We start from the raw sequence: 18,855 nt of genomic DNA on the forward strand, positions 1-18,855 counted from the left end.
CTGTGCGGAGCGCGGGAATCAAACAGCCTGACGCGAGTTGTACGAACCGAGGTACAACGATGCGCCGCGGTCGCGCACAGGATGCTCCCACAGCAGAGCGACGGGTCGCGCCTCAGCGGCGCTTCTTCATCTCGCGGACCATGCGCTGACGCTTGCGCTGCTGCGCTTCCGTGAGCACGTTCTTCTTGCCGGCGAACGGGTTCTCGCCGTCGCGGAAAAAGATACGCACCGGTGTGCCATCCAGCTTGAAGCGCTTGCGGAAGAAGTTTTCCAGATAGCGGCGATAGGCGGGCGCGATGTGCTTGGTGCGGCTGCCGTGGATGACGATGCTCGGCGGGTTGGTACCGCCCGGGTGCGCAAAGCGCAGCTTGGGAGCATGCCCGCGCACCAGCGGCGGCTGGTAGCTCTCGTAGGCGAGTTCGAGCGCCTTGGTCAGTTCGGACGAACCCAGTTCCTTGGTGGCGGCACGATGCGCGTTCACCACCGCTTTCATCAGCTCGCGCAGGCCCGAACCATGCAGCGCGGAGATGAACACTGTCTTGGCCCAGTCGACGAACTGCAGGCGACGCTCCAGCGCACGCTGGCACTGTTCGCGCTGGTAGCCGTCCATGCCGTCCCACTTGTTGACGGCGATGACCAGCGCCCTGCCCTCGTCGAGCGCATGACCGATCAGCGTAAGGTCCTGGTCGGCCAGGTTCTCGCGTGCATCGACCATCAGCACCACCACTTGGGCGGCGGCCATCGACTGCAGCGTCTTGATGACGCTGAACTTCTCCACCGCTTCCTCGACACGCGCCTTGCGACGCACGCCGGCGGTGTCGATCAGGGTGTACTTGCGGCCGTCGCGTTCCAGCGACACGCGGATGGGATCGCGGGTGGTGCCGGCCACGTCGGAAACGATCAGGCGATCCTCGCCCAGCAGGCGATTGATCAGCGTGGACTTGCCCGCATTCGGACGGCCAACGATGGCGACGCGGATGCTGTCCGCCTCGACCGGATCGATCTCTTCGTGCTGGTCTTCGGGCAGCAGCGTGATGGCCGAAGCGACCAGATCGTCGGTGCCGCGATTGTGCGATGCCGCCAGCGGCAGCGTGTTGGCGATGCCGAACACGGCGAATTCCGCCATCGCGTTCTGAAGATCCAGGCCGTCGGTCTTGTTGACGCCGGCGATGATCGGCTTGCCGCTGCGGCGCAGCTCGTCGAGGATGGTGCGGTCCTGCGGCAGCAGGCCGTCGCGGGCGTCCACCACGAAGACCAGCACGCTGGCCTCTTCGATGGCCAGGCGCACCTGCTGCGCGGTCAGGCCGTCGATGCCGTCCTCGTCGCCGGACAGGCCGCCGGTGTCCACCACCACGAACGGGCGTGTGCCGGTGCGGCACACGCCGTAGTGTCGATCTCGCGTAACGCCCGGCATATCGGCCACCAGGGCGTCACGGCTGCGCGTCATTGCGTTGAATAGGGTCGATTTACCGACATTGGGACGACCGACCAGGGCAACGACGGGCAGCATGATTCAGACAACCTTTGAAACGATTAGTGTCCGCCGAGACGGTAAGCGCCGATGCGGCCCTTCACGTCTTCGACGTACACGATGTCGCCGACAACCAGCGGTTGGGCGCGAATGGCTTTCTTGGACAGGCGTTCGCGCGCAGCCAGCGCACCGTCGCCGGTCTGCAGGAAGTGCACGTAGCCCTCGAGGTCGCCGACCACGACGTAATCGCCAAGCACCGCAGGCGCGGTGAGCCAGCGATACTTCAGCGCGTCGTTCTTCCACATGTCGGCGCCGGTGCTCTTGTCGAACGACCACACCTGGGACTCGTCGTTCACGCCATAGAGGGCGTTGTCGGTGATGTCCAGCGAGGTGAAGGTCGAGAACGGACGTGCCCACAGCGGACGGCCGCTGGGACCGTCGAACGCGGAGATATTGCCGTGATAGGCGGCGCCGTAGAGGGTGGTGCCCTGGAGCAGGATCGAACCGTCTGCGTCGGCCAGGCGATCGATCTCGGTACGGCCTTCGCCGCTGGCGAGCTTCTGTTCCCACAGCTTCTCGCCGTTGTCCAGGCGCAGTGCCACCAGCTTGCCGGCGTCGTTGCCGTAGAACACCACGCCATTGGCGACCAGCAGCGGACCGTTGCCGCGCAGGCTGAGCAGCGGCACGGTGTCCTGGTCGTAGACCCAGCGGCGCTCGCCGGTGGCGCTGTCGAAACCGTACAGACGGCCATCCTGCGTGCGCGCAATGACCAGGTTGCCGGAGATGACCGGCGAGGAAATCACTTCGGAATTGACGGCCGATTCCCAACGCGGGCTGCCGTCCTTCGCATTGATGCCGTAGACGTGGCCATCGAGCGTGCCGACCACCAGCAGGTCGCCCGAGACCATCGGGCCGCCGGCGTAGAGCGCGTCGGCGCGCTTCTTGTCGCCCCAGCCGAACCAGCCCTGGGTACGCGAGCTCTTCGACCACAGCGTCTTGCCGCTGGTGGCGTCGATGGCGGCGACCTTGCCGTCGGTGCTGCAGGCGTACAGCACGCCGTCGGCAAAGGCCGGGCGCAGACGCACGCCGCTTTCGCCGGAGCCATCGCCCACACTAGTGGTCCACAGCTTGCTCACCTGGGTGGTGGGCTTGAAATCCTTGGCCAGCGGAGTCGGCGGCTGGACGTTTTCCTTCTTGAACGAATGACAGCCGGCCAGCACCACCATGGAGGTCAGCGCCACCAGCCACACGCGCTTCATCGCACCGCGCTTCTTCACTTCAGGTTTCATGCACCCTGCTTCCCGGCCACGGCCAGATCATCGATTTTCATCTGCACGCTTTGCGGCGCGTTCTCACCCATCGCCGCCTTGGCGGCTACGTAGGCCTTGCGGGCATCGTCTGGGCGCCCAAGCTTGACCAGCGCATCGCCGCGTAGTTCCTGTGCGACGCCTTCATAGGCCTTGGGCGGCATGCGATCGAGCGCGGCAAGCGCGTCGGCCGCCTTGCCCTGGCCCAGTTGCACGCGCGCGATGCGCATCTGCGCCAGCGCCTTCAGGTTCGGATCGGAGGCATGGCTCTCGGCCCAGCCAAGCGATTCCACGGCCTTGTCCAGCTGCTTGGCCTGGACCTGGCGCTCGGCGCGGTCGCTGACGGCGAACATCGCGTAGGTGGAGTCGGCATAGTCCTTGAGCAATTGCTCGGTCAGCGAGTCCGCGCTGTCGGTCTTGCCGGCGGCCGCGGCCACCTGGATCTGCTGGTAGAGATTGGCGGCATCGGCCTGGTGCTCGGCCTTGTGCTTGTTCCACTGCTGCCAGCCGAAGATGCCGACCAGGCCAATCGCGATGCCGACGACGATGGACAGGCCGTTCTGGCGCAACCACTGCTGTACGCGTTCGCTCTGTTCGTAATCGTCGTACGCTTCAAATGCCATGCAATCACCCTTGGGGAACCGCACATCGAAGGCTCCTGGCGGCGCCCGTCATGCGGAAAAGAAAATCAGCCGACTTGCCCGCTCGTTGCCGAGCGGACAATGGGCAAGCATAACCGATTGCGCCAGGCCGCACAGGCCTGGCGCGCAGCTCACGTCCCTGCGGGAGCGGCCTTGCCGTCGCGCAACTCGATGCGGAAATGCGCGACATTGGAACGGCGATAGCTGTCCAGCGGCATGGGCTGGCCATCCAGCGTGACCTGGGCACCGCCGGCGTTGCCGATGCGCACTTCCAGCGGCTGGTCGCTGCGGTAGGTCTTGGAGCTGCCAGCGGGCAGCAGACCGTATTCGAGACGCGAGCCGTCCTTGCCGGTGACTTCCACCCAGCTGGCGTTCTGCAGGTTCAGCACCAGGCTGTGGGCGCCCTCGCCGGTCGGCGCAGCAGGCGTCGGGGCCGCCGGCGCGGCGGCGTGGGTATCGCCGAGGTTCGGGAACGGCGTCATGGACGCCATCAGGGGCTGCTCCTGGGCGGCAGCCGCTGCCTGCGCGGACTGCGGCGCAGGCGTCGCTGCCGGGCTGGACGCACCCTCTTGTGCGTTCGGCGCGGAAGCGAGCGTGGACGAGGCCGCGCTGGCACCGCTCGCCGGCGCATCCAGCTGGGCCACGGGCGCAGCGTCCAGCGGCGACAGATGGCTGACGTCGCGATCCAGCGTACCGCGCACGCCGAGCCAGATGGTCGGCACCACGATCGCCGCGGTCAGCACCACATAAGTCGCGGCGCGCGCGTAATTTTCCAACAGATAGCGCGAGTGCGAGATGCCACCGGTGGCAACCAGCGCGGGCTCGGGCGGCCGGATGCGCTCGAGCTCGAGCTTCACCTCGTCCTCGTCCACGCCCAGATAGCGCGCGTACTTGGTGAGATAGCTGCCCAGGTAGACGTGGTGGTCGATGCCGCCGTATTCGTTGCTCTCGATCTGCCTGAGCACGCGGGTCGGCAGACGCAGTGCATGCGCACACGTCTCCACATCCAGTCCGCGTGCCTCGCGCGCGGCGCGCAAACGCCCGCCAAGGCTGCCCTTGATCGCTTCCAGCGAGTTGTGTTCGGTTTCCATGGTGGCGTTGGGGGCTTCAGTAAATGGGAATTCTCGGTTGCCGCTATCGGCCGAATTTGACTGCTGAGAGGTCATTGGCGTGCGGTTGCGTCGAGGGCGCGAGCCTGCTCCGAGTCCGGGAACTGGCTTTGCAGTCGCCTGCTGTAGTTGAGAGCAGCATCCTTGTTGCCCAACCGTGCTTCGATGTCGTGCCCAAGCTTCAGCGAGGCCGCGGTCGGCTGACCCTGCGCTTCATAGCGCTGGATGAAAGCACGTGCGCGGAACGCATCGTTCTGAAGATAAAGCACATTGGCGAGTTGATACAACGCCCCGCCGCTCTTCGGATCGATTTCGATGGCCTTGCGGAAATCCGCCTCGGCCGCCGCCAGGTTCTGGCCCTTGGCCTGGCAGATGCCGGCATTGGTCCAGGCCAGCGAAGGCGTCTGGTAGAACGGGTCGGCCACGGCCTTCTGGAAATAGGCCTGGGATTCGGCCGTCTTGTCCTCGCGGTTGCACAGGAACCAGCCGAGGTTGTTGTTGGTGTCGCCCTTGTCCGGCGCCAGCGAGGCGGCCTTGCGGTAATGCAGCTCGGCGTTGGGCAGGTCGTTGATGCGTTCGTAGATCACCGCGGCCACGGTGTGCGCGGGCACGTAGTTCGGATCGAACTGCAGGGCCTTGTTGATCTTGACCAGCGCGTCTTCCAGATCGCCATTGGCCAGGTATTGCTGGGCCAGCTCGGTATGGATGCGAGCGCCCTCCTGCTTCTGCTCGGCCTTGGACTGCCGGTTGATCTTCGAGCCCTCGCTCGAGTTGGCGTTGCCCTGGACATTGGACACCGGCACGCACGCGACCATCATCATGGCCACCCCCGCACCCAGCAAAATTCGATCAAGCCGCATGACTCGCCCCTTCGTCCAGACGCTTGCGAAATTCGGCCTGGCGACGGGTGCGGTCCAATACCTGCCCTTTGAGCTGGCCACATGCCGCATCGATGTCGTCGCCGCGGGTACGGCGCAACATGGTCAGCACGTTGGCATTGAGCAACTGGGTCTGGAAGGCGCGGATGGTCTCGGCGTCGGAGCGCTCGAAACGCGTGCCAGGAAATGGATTGAACGGAATCAGGTTGACCTTGCACTGGGGCATGCGACGCATCAGCTTGATCAACTGGCGTGCATGCTCGGGCTGGTCGTTGACACCCTTCATCAGGGTGTACTCGAAGGTGATCGAGGTGCGCGGCTTGCGATCGAGCCAGCGCTGGCACGAAGCCATCAGCTCGGCGATCGGATAGCGCTTGTTGAGCGGGACGAGTTCCGTGCGCAGCTCGTCGTTCGCTGCGTGCAGCGACACCGCCAGCGACACGTCGATGGTCTCGGACAACTTGTCGATCATCGGCACCAGGCCGGCGGTGGACAGCGTGACGCGCTTGGACGCCAGGCCGAAGCCGAGGTCGTCGCGCATCAGGCTCATCGCCTTGGTGACGTTGTCGAAGTTCAGCAACGGCTCGCCCATGCCCATCATCACCACGTTGGTGATGCGACGGTTCTGGTGCGTGATGTTGCCGAGGTATTTGGCCGCCACCCACATCTGGCCGATGATTTCGGCAGTGGAAAGGTTGCGGTTGAAGCCCTGAGTCGCGGTGGAGCAGAACTGGCAGTTGAGGCCGCAACCGACCTGCGACGACACGCACAGCGTGCCGCGGGTCGGCTCGGGGATGTACACCGCTTCGACGGCGTTGCCGCCGTCCATGCCGAGCAACCACTTGTGCGTGCCGTCGGCAGCGCCCTTGTCGAACATGGTCTTCGGCGGACCGACATAGCACGACGCTTCGAGCTTGGCCCGAAGCGTCTTGCCGACATCCGTCATGTTTTCGAAGTTGTCTTCCAGGCGGTGGTAGATCCACTTCATCACCTGCTCGGCGCGATACGGCTTCTCGCCCAATTGAGCGAAGAAATCACGCAGCCCCTGTCGATCGAAATCGAGCAGGTTGACCTTGTCGGTGGTGGTGGAATTTGCCTGATCAGTCATCTTGAAATATTGCGGCTCAACGCCGCCCTCTTAATCCTTACGCTATCCAATGGAACGCGGTTTTCGTGAAGAGTGCGGCCATGGACGGCCGCTTCGTGATCTTCGCGCTCATGGATGAGCGCACTTACCTCGAGAACGTTTCTGTGGTCGCGAAGAAGTACGCGATCTCGACGGCAGCCGTTTCGGCAGCGTCGGAACCGTGCACAGCATTCGCATCGATGGAATCGGCGAAGTCGGCGCGGATCGTGCCCGGCGCAGCGTCCTTCGGATTGGTGGCGCCCATCAGGTCGCGATGCTTGAGGATCGCGTTGTCGCCTTCGAGTGCCTGAATCATCACCGGACCGGAGATCATGAACTCGACCAGCGCGTTGAAGAACGGACGCTCCTTGTGCACCGCATAGAAACCTTCGGCTTCTTTGCGCGACAGGTGCTTCATCTTGGCGGCGACGATTTTCAGGCCGGCCTTTTCGAAGCGTGCATAAATTTCACCGATCACGTTCTTGGCAACGGCGTCGGGCTTGATAATGGAAAGGGTGCGCTCCAGCGCCATGTGGTCTGCTCCGGAAAAACTGGTATTTGAGTGGGCGGGCCGATCGTTATCGGCGAACTTACGCCAAATCCCGACTAGATATGGGGATTTAGCTCACGAAAGTTTGACAGATTCTACCTGATTCGCAAGCCGCGCGCAGGGGATCTCGGCGCCCCTTGAAACGACCGTTTGACGGGCGCAAATCGTCCCGCGTATCCTCAAACGATCGTTTGATTCCTGCCCGGAGTTGCGGACCATGCCAGTTTCCAGTGCTTCCATGCCCACCAAGGAACGCATTCTCGGCGCCGCGGAGGAATTGTTCGCCCGGCACGGCTTCGAAGGCGCCTCGCTGCGCCAGCTCACCGCCGCCGCCGGGGTCAACCTGGCCGCGGTCAATTATCACTTCGGCTCCAAGGATCGGCTGATCGAAGAGGTGTTCCGCCGCCGCCTGGATCAGCTCAACGGCCGCCGCATGGCTGCCCTGCAGAAGATCGCCGGCGACGCCGGCACCACCGTCGAGGACGTGCTGGCCGCCTTCATCGTGCCTGCACTGGAGCTTTCCCACGATGGCAACGGCTCGCTGTTCATGCGCGTGCTGGCCCGCGCGTTCGCCGAGCACGACGACACCCTTCGCAAGTTCCTGTCGGACAACTACGGCCACGTGATGCGCCAGTTCACCGCCGAATTCGCCCGCCTGCTGCCGCAACTGAGCAAGGAAGAGCTGTACTGGCGAGTGGATCTGGTCACCGGCGCGCTCACTCACGCGATGTCGGGCTTCGGCATGATCCAGCGCAAGAGCGACGTGCCTGAAGACCGCCACCGCGAACAGACCGCGCAGCACCTGATCCGCTTCGCCGCCTCCGGCCTGAAATCCCCCTGATTCCAACTTTCCCTTCGGTCCGCTGCGGCCGACGTCTTTCTCACCACCAGCGTTTCGCATTACGGAGAAGCCAATGACCGCTCCATCCACCCCCAAAGCGCTACGAATCCGCAAGGCTGCGGTACTGGGCGCCGGCGTCATGGGCGCGCAGATCGCCGCGCACCTGAGCAATGCCGGCGTCGAGACCGTGCTGTTCGACCTGCCCGCCAAGGACGGTCCCAAGAGCGGCATCGCGCTGAAGGCCATCGCCAACCTGCAGAAGCTCTCGCCTGCCCCGCTGGCCGACAAGAACGTCGCCGCCACCCTGATCCCGGCCAACTATGATGAGCATCTCGATCATCTGAAGGACGTGGACCTGGTGATCGAAGCGATTGCCGAACGGATGGACTGGAAGCTGGATCTCTACAAGAAGATCGCTTCGCATCTGTCGCCGACCGCCGTGATCGCGTCCAACACCTCGGGCCTGTCGATCAACCAGCTGGCCGAAGCGCTGCCGGAAGACATGCGTCACCGTTTCAGTGGCGTGCACTTCTTCAATCCGCCGCGCTACATGCACCTGGTCGAGCTGATCCCGACCAAACTCACCGACAAGAACGTGCTGGAAGGCCTCGAAGCGTTCCTCACCACCGCGCTCGGCAAGGGCGTGGTGTATGCGAAGGACACGCCGAACTTCATCGGCAACCGCATCGGCGTGTTCTCGATGCTGGCCACCATGCATCACACGCAGCAGTTCGGCCTGGGCTTCGACACGGTCGACGCATTGACCGGTCCGGCCGTGGGCCGTCCCAAGAGTGCGACCTACCGCACCGCCGACGTGGTCGGCCTGGACACCATGGCGCACGTGATCAAGACCATGGCCGATACCTTGGCCGACGATCCGTGGCACGACTACTTCAAGGCGCCGGTGTGGCTGTCCGCGTTGATCGAAAAGGGTGCGCTCGGCCAGAAGACCGGCGCGGGTTTCTATCGCAAGGCCGGCAAGGACATCGTCGTGCTAGACGTGGCCAAGCAGGATTATCGTCCGTCCGAGCAGAAGGCTTCGGATGAAGTCGCTGCGATCCTGGCGATCAAAGACCCCGCCGAGAAGTTCGGCAAGCTGCGCGCGTCGAGCGATCCGCAGGCGCAGTTCCTGTGGGCGACCTTCCGCGATCTGTTCCATTACAGCGCTTATCACCTGGCCGACATCGCTGACACTGCGCGCGACGTCGACTTCGCCATCCGCTGGGGCTACGGCTGGAAGCTCGGTCCGTTCGAGACCTGGCAGGCTGCCGGCTGGCAGCAGGTGGCGGGCTGGATCGCCGAAGACATCGCCGCCGGCAAGGCCATGAGCAAGGCGCCGCTGCCGGCGTGGGTCACCGACGGCCGCAACGGCGTGCACGGCAAGGATGGCTCCTGGTCCGCCGCCGAAGGCAAGAACAAGCCGCGCTCGCAGCATCCGGTGTACCAGCGCCAGCTGTTCCCCGATCCGATCCTCGGCGAGAAGTTCGACCAGGGCACGACGGTGTGGGAAAACGACGGCGTGCGTCTGTGGACGCTCGGCGACGATGGCGTGGGCATCATCTCGTTCAAGACCAAGATGAACACGGTCAACGACCACGTGCTCGATGGCGTGCAGCAGGCGATCGATGTCGCCGAGCAGCAGCTCAAGGCGGTGGTGATCTGGCAGGCCGGCGAGCCGTTCTCGGCTGGCGCGGATTTGAAGGGCGCGCTCGGTTTGTTGCAGGCGGGCAAGTTCGACGACTTCGAGAAGATGGTCGCCAACTTCCAGGCCACCAGCATGCGCATCAAGCACTCGCTGGTGCCGGTGGTGTCGGCCGTGCGCGGTCTCGCTCTCGGCGGCGGCTGCGAATTCCAGATGCATTCGGCGCGCACCGTGGCGGCGCTGGAAAGCTATATCGGTCTGGTGGAAGCAGGCGTGGGCCTGCTGCCGGCCGGTGGCGGCTTGCACGAGCTGGCCATCCGCGCCGCCAAGGCGAACCCGGAAGATCCGTTCGAAGCGCTGAAGAAAGTGTTCGAGACGGTCGCCATGGCGAAGGTCTCCGGCAGCGCGATGGAAGCCAAGCAGTTGGGCCTGCTGCGCGACAGCGACATCGTGGTTTTCAACGCCTACGAACTGCTCTACGTCGCCAAGAAGGTCGCGCTGTCGCTGGCCGAGAGCGGCTGGCGTCCGCCGATGATGGCGCGCAACATCCCGGTCGCCGGCGATGTGGGCACGGCCACCTTCCAGGCGTCGCTCGCCAATCTGGCGGAAGGCTATTTCGCTTCGCCGCATGACGTCGCAATCGCCACGCGCATCGCAGACACGCTGTGCGGCGGCAAGATCGAGCGCGGTTCGCAGGTCGACGAGGAGTGGCTGCTGCAGCTGGAACGCAAGCACTTCGTGGAGCTGGCCAAGACCGAGAAGACCCAAGCCCGCATCGCGCACACCATGACCACCGGCAAGCCGCTGCGCAACTAACCAAGCGTCCTTACCTGCGAACAAACTTTGAGCGCGTCGCCGCGAATCACGTGCGACGCCACGGAGCAAAACCATGAGCAAGCAAGTGCAAGACGCCTACATCGTCGCCGCCACCCGCACGCCGGTCGGCAAGGCGCCGCGCGGCGTATTCCGCAACACCCGTCCGGACGACATGCTCGCCCACGTGATCCGCGCCGTGATGGCGCAGGCGCCGGGCATCGATCCGCACCGCATCGAAGACGTGATCGTCGGCTGCGCCATGCCCGAAGCCGAGCAAGGTATGAACGTCGCACGCATCGGCGCCCTGCTCGCCGGCCTGCCGTACACCGTGCCGGGCGTGACCATCAACCGCTTCTGCTCCTCGGGCGTGCAGGCCATCGCCATGGCCGCCGACCGCATCCAGCTCGGCGTGGCCGACCTGATGATCGCGGCCGGCACCGAGAGCATGAGCATGGTGCCGATGATGGGCAACAAGATCGCCATGAATCCGGCCATCTTCGCCAACAAGGAAGATGTCGCCATCGCCTATGGCATGGGCATCACCGCCGAGAAAGTGGCCGAGCAGTGGAAGGTCACGCGCGAGCAGCAGGACGCGTTCGCCGTGGAAAGCCATCGCCGTGCATTGGCCGCCATCGCCGCCGGCGAATTCAAGGAAGAAATCACGCCGTTCCAGCTCGACGACCATTACCCCGACCTGGCCACGCGCGGCATCAAGACCGACAGCCGCCTGATCGACACCGACGAAGGCCCGCGCGCCGGCACTACGCTGGAAGTGCTGTCCAAGCTGAAGACGGTGTTCCGCAACGACAAGTTCGGCGGCTCGGTGACGGCTGGCAACTCCTCGCAGATGTCCGACGGCGCCGGCGCCCTGCTGATCGCCAGCGAGAAGGCGGTGAAGGAATTCAACCTCACCCCGATCGCGCGCTACGTCGGCTTCTCCGTGGCTGGCGTGAAGCCGGAAGTGATGGGCATTGGCCCGAAGGAAGCGATTCCCAAGGCGCTCAAGCAGGTTGGTCTGACCCAGGACCAGCTGGACTGGATCGAGCTCAACGAAGCGTTTGCCGCTCAGGCACTGGCGGTGATCGGCGATCTCGGCCTCGATCCGGCCAAGGTCAACCCGCTGGGCGGCGCCATTGCGCTCGGCCATCCGCTTGGCGCCACCGGCGCGATCCGCGCCGCCACGCTGATCCACGGCATGCGCCGCCGCAAGCAGAAGTACGGCATGGTGACGATGTGCATCGGCACCGGCATGGGCGCGGCGGGCGTGTTCGAAGCGCTTTGATCGATTGCCTCATGTGGGAAATGAAAGGCGCCGTAGCGATACGGCGCTTTTTTCCGTTCAGCACCAATGCTTTTTTTGCTCGTCATTCCGGCGCAGGCCGGAATCCAGGTGCGATGAATCTGGTTATCGCGACAACCGGCATGCACCGCTGCTGGATTCCGGCCTGCGCCGGAATGACGAGCTGGAGCCTCAACTCAGCGCCGCAATCTGCCTCGCCACATACAGCGTCAAAAAGATCGCCATCAGCACCAACAACACCGCCATGCCGCGCGCCGTCCACGAGTCGCCATACATGGACGAGTCCGCCGCCTCGATCGCCTTGCGATTGCGATAGAAGCGCACCGTGGCACCCACGATCATCAACGCGCCCACCAGCAGCAGCCCCAGCCCCAGCCATTGCGATGCCTGCGTATGCAGGCCTTCGGTCACCTTGGCCGCCGCGCGCGAAGTGAACAGCAGGAAGATGTCGAAGCGCTCGAGCAGGAAGCCGAACGCCATCACCGAGATGGCGGTGCGAACCCAGGCGAGATAAGTGCGCTCGTTGGCCGAATGGTCGGTGAAATGCGGGATCACGGCACATCCTTTGGTGAGGAGCCCTGCCGGGGACCATCATGCCATGGCGCGTCTCACGGGGCCGCAGATCGCCGCGAGCCGGACCCGCGCTACAATCCCAGGTCACGTTTTCCGGACGCTCCACGCATGCGCAATCCCTTGCAGGAACAGTTGCTCAAGGCCGGCCTCGCCAAGAAGGGCAAGGTCGACCAGGTGGCACGCGAACAGGCCAAGCAGCGCCAGGGCAAGCCCGTGGCCACCGAGGCACCCGAGAAGATCGATACCCAGCGCCTGCGGGCCGAACGCGCCGAACGCGATCGCGCCCTGGCTGCCGAGCGCAACGCGCAGGCGCATGCCCGTGAGATCGCCGCGCAGGTGCGCCAGATCATCGAGACTCACAAGGTGAAGCGCGAGGGCGAAATCAGCTACCGCTTCAACGATGGCGACAAGATCCACAGCGTGCTGGTGAACGAGGTGCTGCGCGCGCAGCTGGCCAAGGGCACGCTGGTGATTGCGCGCCAGGGGGACGGCTACGAGCTGTTGCCGCGCGCCGCGGCCGACAAGCTGCGCGAGCGTGATGCCAGCGTCATCGTGCTGGACCACGGCCAGGCCGCCGAGGCGAAGCCGGCCAGCGACGACGACGAGTTCTACAGCCAGTTCAAGGTGCCCGACGACCTGGTTTGGTGATTCGCAAGAAACGGAGTGCGGGCGCCATCGCCGTCGGCTAGTTTTCGGGATCCGCCACTCGAGCGCCGTACATGCACGCACCACTCACCGACTCGCCCAGCCAATCCATTGCCTCGCGCATCGACGCCATCGACTGGCAAACCGCGCTGTCGGAGCTCGATGAACGCGGCAGCACGGTGATCCAGGGCTTGCTCGATACCGCGCAATGCGACGATATCGCCGCCCGGTATGCGAACGAATCGCTGTACCGCAGCCGCGTGGTGATGGCGCGCCACAACTTCGGCCGGGGCGAATACAAGTACTTTCGCTATCCCCTGCCCGATCCCGTGCAGCCATTGCGCAGCGCGCTCTATCCGCACCTGGCGCCACTGGCCAACCAATGGAACGCCCGCATGGGCATCGAGGTGCAGTATCCCGCCACGCACGAGGCGTTCCTGGCGCGCTGCCACGACGCCGGCCAGACGCGCCCCACGCCGCTCCTGCTCAAGTACGGCCCCGGCGACTACAACTGCCTGCATCAGGATCTTTACGGCGAACACGTGTTTCCGCTGCAGGTGGCGATCCTGCTGTCCGAACCTGGGCGCGACTTCAGCGGCGGCGGGTTCGTGCTCACCGAGCAGCGTCCGCGCATGCAGTCGCGCGTGGAAGTGGTGCCGCTGCGGCAGGGCGACGCGGTGATCTTTGCCGTCAACCAGCGTCCGGTGGCCGGCAGCAGGGGTTCCTACCGGGTGACCATGCGCCACGGCGTGAGCCGCATGCGCCATGGCCAGCGCCATACGCTGGGCATCATCTTCCACGACGCCCAATAGGCATGCAGCGCGACCTCCTTTAGGATGCTCTCTTTCGACCATCGAAAGGATCGTGCCGCCCATGCAAAACCACGAACCGACCGTTGCGAGCGGCCAACCCGAACATCACCTGCAGCGAAACCTGCGCAACCGCCACCTGCAGCTGATCGCCATCGGCGGCGCCATTGGCACCGGCCTGTTCATGGGCTCGGGCAAGACCATCAGTCTCGCCGGTCCATCGGTGATCTTCGCCTACGCGATCATCGGCAGCGTGCTGTTCTTCATGATGCGGGCGATGGGCGAGCTGCTGCTGTCCAACCTGAACTACAAGTCGTTCGTCGACTTCAACTACGACCTGCTCGGCCCCTGGGCGGGTTTCTTCACCGGCTGGACCTACTGGTTCTGCTGGGTGGTCACGGGCATCGCGGACATAGCGGCCATCACCGGCTATATCCAGTTCTGGGCGCCGCACGTGCCGCTGTGGCTGCCCGGATCGGCCTGCATTCTCCTGCTGCTGGGCCTCAACTTGCTCACCGTCAAGCTGTTCGGCGAAATGGAGTTCTGGTTTGCGCTGGTGAAGATCATCGCCATCGTGGCGCTGATCGCCGTCGGCATCGTGCTGATCGCCATCGGCTTCACTTCGCCGACCGGCGCCAAGGCGGCGGTGTCCAATCTCTGGGCGAATGGCGGCTGGTTCCCGCACGGCGGTTCCGGATTCATGGCGGCGTTCCAGATCGCCGTGTTCGCCTTCGTCGGCATCGAGCTCGTGGGCACGGCATCGGCCGAGGCGCGCGATCCGGAAAAGACCTTGCCCAAGGCAATCAACTCCATTCCCATCCGCGTGATCATCTTCTACGTGCTCGCCCTGCTGGTGATCATGACAGTCACGCCGTGGAACGAAGTGGCGCCGGATCGCAGCCCGTTCGTGAACCTGTTCATGCTGATCGGCATTCCGATCGCCGCCAGCCTGATCAACTTCGTGGTGCTTACCTCGGCCACGTCCTCCGCCAACAGCGGCATCTACTCGACCGGTCGCATGCTTTACGGTCTTTCGGCCGGCCGCCTCGGCCCCAAGCCGTTCGCCAGACTGAGCAACAACAACGTGCCGGCCAACGGCCTGGCGTATTCGTGTTTCCTGCTCTTCATCGGCGTGTTCCTGCTCTACCAGGAAGGCGACGTCATGAAGGTCTTCACCATCGTCACCACCATCTCCAGCATCTGCTTCATCTTCGTGTGGTCGCTCATCATGATCGCCTACATGCGCTACCGGAAACTGCATCCGGAGCGCCACGCCACCTCGATCTTCAAGATGCCCGGCGGCGTCGCGATGTGCTGGATCGTGCTGGCCTTCTTCGCCTTCGTGCTATGGGTGTTCGCGCAGAAGCAGGACACCCTGCAGGGCCTGATCTACACACCAATCTGGTTCATCTGCCTGGCCCTGTGCTACCCGCTCTATCGCCGGCAGGCGATCGAGCACCGCAAGCAGACGCACTGACACCGGCGTCGCCGACGACCCGACCGTGCTGGCGTCAATTCACGACGCCAGCGCGATCCGCGGCCGCCAGTTCCATCGCCCTCTCCAGCAGGGGATCGCGCAAGGCCTGGTAGTCGGCGTAGCGGTACTCCACGCGAACGTCTGGTTCGAAGCTGGCGATATGCGTGGGGTAAAAGACCATGATCCAGTAACAACCCGGCTCAGCGCGACACGGGCGGCGATAGTCGTGCAAGCCGGTGGCATAGCCAATGCGCAGCTTCGAGTTGGGAAGCACCATGCTGCCGCCCTCGGCCCATAGACGCAGGCGATCACCCACGGGCTCGCCGATCACGGTCACCTTGCCGCCGCCGTGTTCCTTCAGCAATGCCACGCCGACGTTGCCTGCGGAAAAGGTCCAGGCGCTGGTAAGCGCGTAAACGTGCTGCACCGTATCCGCCAACCGCGGAAGGTTCTTCATCAGGTTGGCCGTCGTGGTGAAATCGCCGCCTCGATCCAGGCGCAGATCGAGCACGATGGCACGCGGCTTGTGCGACGTGATCTCCCGCTTCACGAGGGCGACAAACGGCGCAATGGGATGCCCCTTCTCGTCCTGGTTGCTTTTGAACTGTACGTAGTAGACGCCGCTATGCGCATCGTAGGTCGACCTGAAAGGATTGCCGTAGTCGCGAAGAAACAACGGCAGCTCGGCGTCGGCGGTCAACGGCGATGTCCAGCCTGGAGCTTCGCCATCGACAGGATCAGGCGACAGATAGGCATCGGAGAACACGCGCGGCTCGTCCGGGTTGGCCGGATCGGCCAGCACGACCTGCTCGGCCTCTGAGCCATCGGCAAGGCGCACACGAAGCAGGATGCGATCGGCCTGGGTTGCCTGCCCCGCAGCATGCAGCAGCTCGGGAGACTCCAGAAAGAGCGGCGACGCGGACTGGTCGTAATGATTCCGCGGCCCGCTGGTGTACGGATACATCCGGTTGGCGACTTCGTCGACCGGGACACCGTCGATGGCCAGCACCTTGGCTCCCAGCAGCGGCGCGCACGCCTCTTGCGCGCGTAGTACGAAATAGCCGTCCGAAAAACGATAGAAGCGGCACGGCAGTCGATTATGCCTGCGCGACAGCGGCCCCCTGGACACCGACGAGTGAGCGTTATCGGCCAGCGCCACGATGCGCGCAATGGCCAGGTCAAACTGCGCGGGAGTCAGCGTGCCGGCTTTGGCCGACTGATCGGCCAACATCTGTTCCGCTTCCTTGCGCGCTGCCGGCGTATAAGCCTTGTCCAGCTCGAGGTAATGCTTGAAGTGCTCGAAATCCTGCTTCTGCGCACTCGCCAGGTCGTTGGGCGGCGGAAAGTCCGCCACCGGTGCGTCGGGATAGAAGGTTCGGTTGAAAACGTAAAACAGCGCGCCGCCCGCAACCACCAATACGAGCAAGACAACGGAAATCCATTTTCCAAGACGCAAAATACCCATGGAGGTTCCAGGCGAAGTGAGGCTGCGCCATGGTTGGCGGAGGTTTAGGACTGAGCCGAGGTGATGGCGATCCGGCGTGACGCGTCGAACGCCAGCAAACTATGGTCGTTCGGCGCGGGCGTTGTATGAGCCGAACGTCATGTTCTTGCGATTGCCTGGTACCCATGGCGCGGCCGCGAAGCGACAGTCGCCGGTACAAAGGCTCTTGCGGGCGGATGCGCGGACAAATCTTAGGTCGGATCGGGTCTCAGCAGTTCTCCTATTCGCGCAATACGCGCGCGCTGCCGCCGGATGTACCAGAGGCAGAAGACGATGATCGCCAGGATCAACGGGCCGTTGACCGCGCACTGGAGCACAAGGGTCCATTTGAGTTTCGGATCGGCCTGCCAACGGGAAGGCTCCAACTCCGGCACGCTGACCAGCACGGTCAGCACGACCCACACCGCGGTGCTCCAGAGATTGATCCTGGCCAGACGCACACCCGCCACAGCACGCTGAAGCGACAGCTGCAGCAAGCTGCGCACGTCATCGCCCGAAGCCTGCCAGGTGCCGCGGCGCACATGCAGATACAGCCATTGAAGGACGAGCATGAACACGAGGGTGGCGATACTCCAGACTTGCCACCGCCCCGTCGTGATGCTCATGAACCTCAAGCACTGCGCGCATGCAACTGCCGACATCAGCAGCTCCAACGCCACGATGACGCGCATGCGCCAGCGTTTGCGAGACGCGGCCCGGGCCAGTTGGGACACATCCACGGCCGGCTGATCGCGCCATAGCTCGCCCCACTCGGACCAGTCGTTGCCCTGCCCGCTCATGCGTCTTCTCCCAGTACGGATTTCAATGCGGCTTTTGCGCGGTTGAGGCGCACGCCGACGCTGTTGGTGGTGATGCCAAGCGCATCGGCGATCTCCGCGTGGCTGAACCCCTCAAGGGCCAGGGTCACGGCCTGCCGCTGGGACAGCGGCAGGCGCCTCACCGCGTCCTGCAGGCGCACGCGCCGTTCTTCGAGTTCCGCGTGGCCATCAGGACCGTGCCGCGGCTCTATCCAGTCCTCGTTCAGCGCACCGCCCAGAGGGCTGCGCATCTGTCCGACCACGTGAGTCGCGCCGCGGTTGTGCGCCACGCGTGCAACGAAGGCGCGCAACGGCGCCTCCCTTCGCCAGTTCGGCAAGGCACGCCATAAAGCGAGCGCCATGTCCTGCAGCAGATCGTCACGCAACGCCGGATCGGCCTCGTAGCTCGCGGCGATGCGCGACAGCAATCCAGCGTGCTGGCGCAGAACATCGTCAAAGCCTGTGTCTTGCCCGTCATCGCGAGTCATCGGATCACGACTTGTCCGGTCCGGCCCAGGTCCGTCCAGATCACGTACCAGCATGCCGTCATCCACGGCAGCAATGGCAGCAGCAACAGAAGTCCGAACGGTACCAGCAGCATGCCAGCGGTGAGCAACAGCTGGATTCCTGCATACATTGAAAACGCGGCAGGCGACCGAAGCATAGTCGTCAGGCTTCGCTGCATGGCCTGCCAAGGCGCGACGTTGCGAAACATCACGAACATCGGCGCCAGACCCAGCCCGATGGCAACAGGCACGCCCGGCAAGATGAGCAGGCAACTGAAAGTGCGATTCGCGAACTCAGGATGCGCCGCTACATGGCCCAGCAAGATGGCATCCACGGCCGGCCAGCCGTAGATGGCTGCCACCCCCAGTTGCTGCAGACCAAACACCAGCGGACCGCACAGCAACGCCAGTCCCAGCGCACGCCAGCGATAGCTGTGCTGCCAGAGGCGCAACGGGCTGCTCCAACGCAGTCTGCCGGTCGAAACGGCATCCACCAGTCCCTGGAACACGCCGAAACTCAGCAACAGCGGGAAGACCTTGGACAAGGCCACGCCTGCGAGCGGGACAAGCTGCAGCAGCGCCTCCAATACCATGGGGGCAAGGCTGAGCAAGAACAGGCGCAGCGGATAACGGCGCCATAGCCGCAACCCTTCCACGCACCAGTGGGCGACTCGGCGTACCGGGGCGGTATCGGTGGAACATTCAAGTACGGCTGCCATGGGACGATCTCCTTTCGTGAGCAGGTTCGTCTGGAGAGTCCCTCGGCGCATCGAAAACCTTACATGCTTCGCGCGCCTTTCCGCTCGGCCATAAAAAAAGCGACCACGAGGGTCGCTTTCTTGTGTGGATTGCGATGCTTCAAT

General features: G+C 64.2%; 18 protein-coding genes. 6 read left to right on the forward strand and 12 right to left on the reverse strand.

The features are described 5' to 3' along the window. Positions 1-112: 112 nt before the first annotated feature. The 7 genes from der to ndk form a co-directional block, all read right to left on the reverse strand. Entirely contained in the window at positions 113-1,510 is a 1,398-nt protein-coding gene (der, locus tag ACN9MB_RS11785; protein ID WP_204636455.1) for a ribosome biogenesis GTPase Der, read from the reverse strand. 23 nt (positions 1,511-1,533) lie between these two features. Continuing rightward, positions 1,534-2,760 (reverse strand): outer membrane protein assembly factor BamB, encoded by a 1,227-nt coding sequence (bamB, locus tag ACN9MB_RS11790; protein WP_426268971.1) that lies wholly within the window; start codon positions 2,758-2,760, stop codon positions 1,534-1,536. Next, entirely contained in the window at positions 2,757-3,401 is a 645-nt protein-coding gene (locus ACN9MB_RS11795; RefSeq protein WP_204636453.1) for a YfgM family protein, read from the reverse strand. Before ACN9MB_RS11795 ends, bamB begins: the two co-directional genes overlap by 4 nt. 149 nt (positions 3,402-3,550) lie before the next feature. Further along, on the reverse strand, positions 3,551-4,510 hold the full coding sequence (locus tag ACN9MB_RS11800; protein WP_239535766.1) for a helix-turn-helix domain-containing protein: 960 nt from the start codon (positions 4,508-4,510) through the stop codon (positions 3,551-3,553). A 71-nt stretch (positions 4,511-4,581) separates the two neighbouring features. Beyond that, positions 4,582-5,388 (reverse strand): type IV pilus biogenesis/stability protein PilW, encoded by an 807-nt coding sequence (pilW, locus tag ACN9MB_RS11805; RefSeq protein ID WP_426268972.1) that lies wholly within the window; start codon positions 5,386-5,388, stop codon positions 4,582-4,584. Beyond that, the gene (gene rlmN, locus ACN9MB_RS11810) at positions 5,378-6,514 is read right to left on the reverse strand and encodes a 23S rRNA (adenine(2503)-C(2))-methyltransferase RlmN (protein WP_204636450.1); all 1,137 of its coding nucleotides are present in this window, start codon (positions 6,512-6,514) and stop codon (positions 5,378-5,380) included. The genes pilW and rlmN overlap by 11 nt, the downstream gene beginning before the upstream one ends. A gap of 124 nt (positions 6,515-6,638) precedes the next feature. Beyond that, on the reverse strand, positions 6,639-7,064 hold the full coding sequence (ndk, locus tag ACN9MB_RS11815) for a nucleoside-diphosphate kinase (protein ID WP_204636449.1): 426 nt from the start codon (positions 7,062-7,064) through the stop codon (positions 6,639-6,641). 235 nt (positions 7,065-7,299) lie between these two features. Between ndk and ACN9MB_RS11820 the strand changes: the two genes are divergently transcribed. The 3 genes from ACN9MB_RS11820 (at position 7,300) to ACN9MB_RS11830 (ending at position 11,663) form a co-directional block, all read left to right on the forward strand. Then, positions 7,300-7,923: a TetR/AcrR family transcriptional regulator gene (locus ACN9MB_RS11820; RefSeq protein ID WP_204636448.1), complete on the forward strand. Its 624-nt coding sequence runs from the start codon at positions 7,300-7,302 to the stop codon at positions 7,921-7,923. A 73-nt stretch (positions 7,924-7,996) separates the two neighbouring features. Continuing rightward, on the forward strand, positions 7,997-10,381 hold the full coding sequence (locus tag ACN9MB_RS11825) for a 3-hydroxyacyl-CoA dehydrogenase/enoyl-CoA hydratase family protein (protein ID WP_426268973.1): 2,385 nt from the start codon (positions 7,997-7,999) through the stop codon (positions 10,379-10,381). A 73-nt stretch (positions 10,382-10,454) separates the two neighbouring features. Continuing rightward, positions 10,455-11,663, forward strand: coding sequence for an acetyl-CoA C-acyltransferase (locus ACN9MB_RS11830; RefSeq protein ID WP_426268974.1), 1,209 nt, complete (start codon positions 10,455-10,457; stop codon positions 11,661-11,663). 189 nt (positions 11,664-11,852) lie between these two features. On the opposite strand, the gene ACN9MB_RS11835 is transcribed toward ACN9MB_RS11830, so the two are convergent. After that, on the reverse strand, positions 11,853-12,236 hold the full coding sequence (locus ACN9MB_RS11835) for a YidH family protein (protein WP_426268975.1): 384 nt from the start codon (positions 12,234-12,236) through the stop codon (positions 11,853-11,855). A 126-nt stretch (positions 12,237-12,362) separates the two neighbouring features. Between ACN9MB_RS11835 and ACN9MB_RS11840 the strand changes: the two genes are divergently transcribed. From ACN9MB_RS11840 to cycA, 3 genes are all read left to right on the forward strand, one after another. Next, positions 12,363-12,902 (forward strand): DUF2058 domain-containing protein, encoded by a 540-nt coding sequence (locus ACN9MB_RS11840; protein ID WP_426268976.1) that lies wholly within the window; start codon positions 12,363-12,365, stop codon positions 12,900-12,902. A 71-nt stretch (positions 12,903-12,973) separates the two neighbouring features. Beyond that, entirely contained in the window at positions 12,974-13,711 is a 738-nt protein-coding gene (locus ACN9MB_RS11845) for a 2OG-Fe(II) oxygenase (RefSeq protein WP_426268977.1), read from the forward strand. Between the two features lie 61 nt (positions 13,712-13,772). Next, a complete protein-coding gene (gene cycA / locus ACN9MB_RS11850) occupies positions 13,773-15,185 on the forward strand; it encodes a D-serine/D-alanine/glycine transporter (RefSeq protein WP_204636442.1) in 1,413 nt (470 codons plus the stop codon). A 34-nt stretch (positions 15,186-15,219) separates the two neighbouring features. Here the strand turns inward: cycA and ACN9MB_RS11855 are convergent, their stop codons facing one another. The 4 genes from ACN9MB_RS11855 to ACN9MB_RS11870 form a co-directional block, all read right to left on the reverse strand. Next, complete coding sequence (locus ACN9MB_RS11855; protein ID WP_426268978.1) at positions 15,220-16,650, reverse strand: hypothetical protein; 1,431 nt, start codon at positions 16,648-16,650, stop codon at positions 15,220-15,222. A 230-nt stretch (positions 16,651-16,880) separates the two neighbouring features. Beyond that, positions 16,881-17,468 (reverse strand): hypothetical protein, encoded by a 588-nt coding sequence (locus ACN9MB_RS11860; protein WP_426268979.1) that lies wholly within the window; start codon positions 17,466-17,468, stop codon positions 16,881-16,883. Further along, positions 17,465-18,028 carry an RNA polymerase sigma factor gene (locus ACN9MB_RS11865; protein ID WP_426268981.1) on the reverse strand — a complete coding sequence of 188 codons (564 nt, stop codon included), beginning with the start codon at positions 18,026-18,028 and terminating at the stop codon, positions 17,465-17,467. Before ACN9MB_RS11865 ends, ACN9MB_RS11860 begins: the two co-directional genes overlap by 4 nt. After that, positions 17,971-18,711 (reverse strand): hypothetical protein, encoded by a 741-nt coding sequence (locus tag ACN9MB_RS11870; RefSeq protein WP_426268982.1) that lies wholly within the window; start codon positions 18,709-18,711, stop codon positions 17,971-17,973. The genes ACN9MB_RS11865 and ACN9MB_RS11870 overlap by 58 nt, the downstream gene beginning before the upstream one ends. Positions 18,712-18,855 lie beyond the last annotated feature (144 nt).

The sequence above is a fragment of the Dyella kyungheensis genome (assembly GCF_049913195.1).
Lineage (GTDB): Bacteria > Pseudomonadota > Gammaproteobacteria > Xanthomonadales > Rhodanobacteraceae > Dyella > Dyella kyungheensis.

Bases quoted from the DNA above. Each gene is read 5' to 3' on its own strand.
- ACN9MB_RS11865 (WP_426268981.1), bottom strand. From the start codon at position 18,028: ATGCTGGTACGTGATCTGGACGGACCTGGGCCGGACCGGACAAGTCGT.
- ACN9MB_RS11840 (WP_426268976.1), top strand. From the start codon at position 12,363: ATGCGCAATCCCTTGCAGGAACAGTTGCTCAAGGCCGGCCTCGCCAAG.
- rlmN (WP_204636450.1), bottom strand. From the start codon at position 6,514: ATGACTGATCAGGCAAATTCCACCACCACCGACAAGGTCAACCTGCTC.
- ACN9MB_RS11795 (WP_204636453.1), bottom strand. From the start codon at position 3,401: ATGGCATTTGAAGCGTACGACGATTACGAACAGAGCGAACGCGTACAG.
- ACN9MB_RS11860 (WP_426268979.1), bottom strand. From the start codon at position 17,468: ATGAGCGGGCAGGGCAACGACTGGTCCGAGTGGGGCGAGCTATGGCGC.
- der (WP_204636455.1), bottom strand. From the start codon at position 1,510: ATGCTGCCCGTCGTTGCCCTGGTCGGTCGTCCCAATGTCGGTAAATCG.
- bamB (WP_426268971.1), bottom strand. From the start codon at position 2,760: ATGAAACCTGAAGTGAAGAAGCGCGGTGCGATGAAGCGCGTGTGGCTG.
- ACN9MB_RS11825 (WP_426268973.1), top strand. From the start codon at position 7,997: ATGACCGCTCCATCCACCCCCAAAGCGCTACGAATCCGCAAGGCTGCG.
- ACN9MB_RS11830 (WP_426268974.1), top strand. From the start codon at position 10,455: ATGAGCAAGCAAGTGCAAGACGCCTACATCGTCGCCGCCACCCGCACG.
- ACN9MB_RS11845 (WP_426268977.1), top strand. From the start codon at position 12,974: ATGCACGCACCACTCACCGACTCGCCCAGCCAATCCATTGCCTCGCGC.
- ACN9MB_RS11800 (WP_239535766.1), bottom strand. From the start codon at position 4,510: ATGGAAACCGAACACAACTCGCTGGAAGCGATCAAGGGCAGCCTTGGC.
- ACN9MB_RS11820 (WP_204636448.1), top strand. From the start codon at position 7,300: ATGCCAGTTTCCAGTGCTTCCATGCCCACCAAGGAACGCATTCTCGGC.
- ACN9MB_RS11870 (WP_426268982.1), bottom strand. From the start codon at position 18,711: ATGGCAGCCGTACTTGAATGTTCCACCGATACCGCCCCGGTACGCCGA.
- pilW (WP_426268972.1), bottom strand. From the start codon at position 5,388: ATGCGGCTTGATCGAATTTTGCTGGGTGCGGGGGTGGCCATGATGATG.
- cycA (WP_204636442.1), top strand. From the start codon at position 13,773: ATGCAAAACCACGAACCGACCGTTGCGAGCGGCCAACCCGAACATCAC.
- ndk (WP_204636449.1), bottom strand. From the start codon at position 7,064: ATGGCGCTGGAGCGCACCCTTTCCATTATCAAGCCCGACGCCGTTGCC.
- ACN9MB_RS11855 (WP_426268978.1), bottom strand. From the start codon at position 16,650: ATGGGTATTTTGCGTCTTGGAAAATGGATTTCCGTTGTCTTGCTCGTA.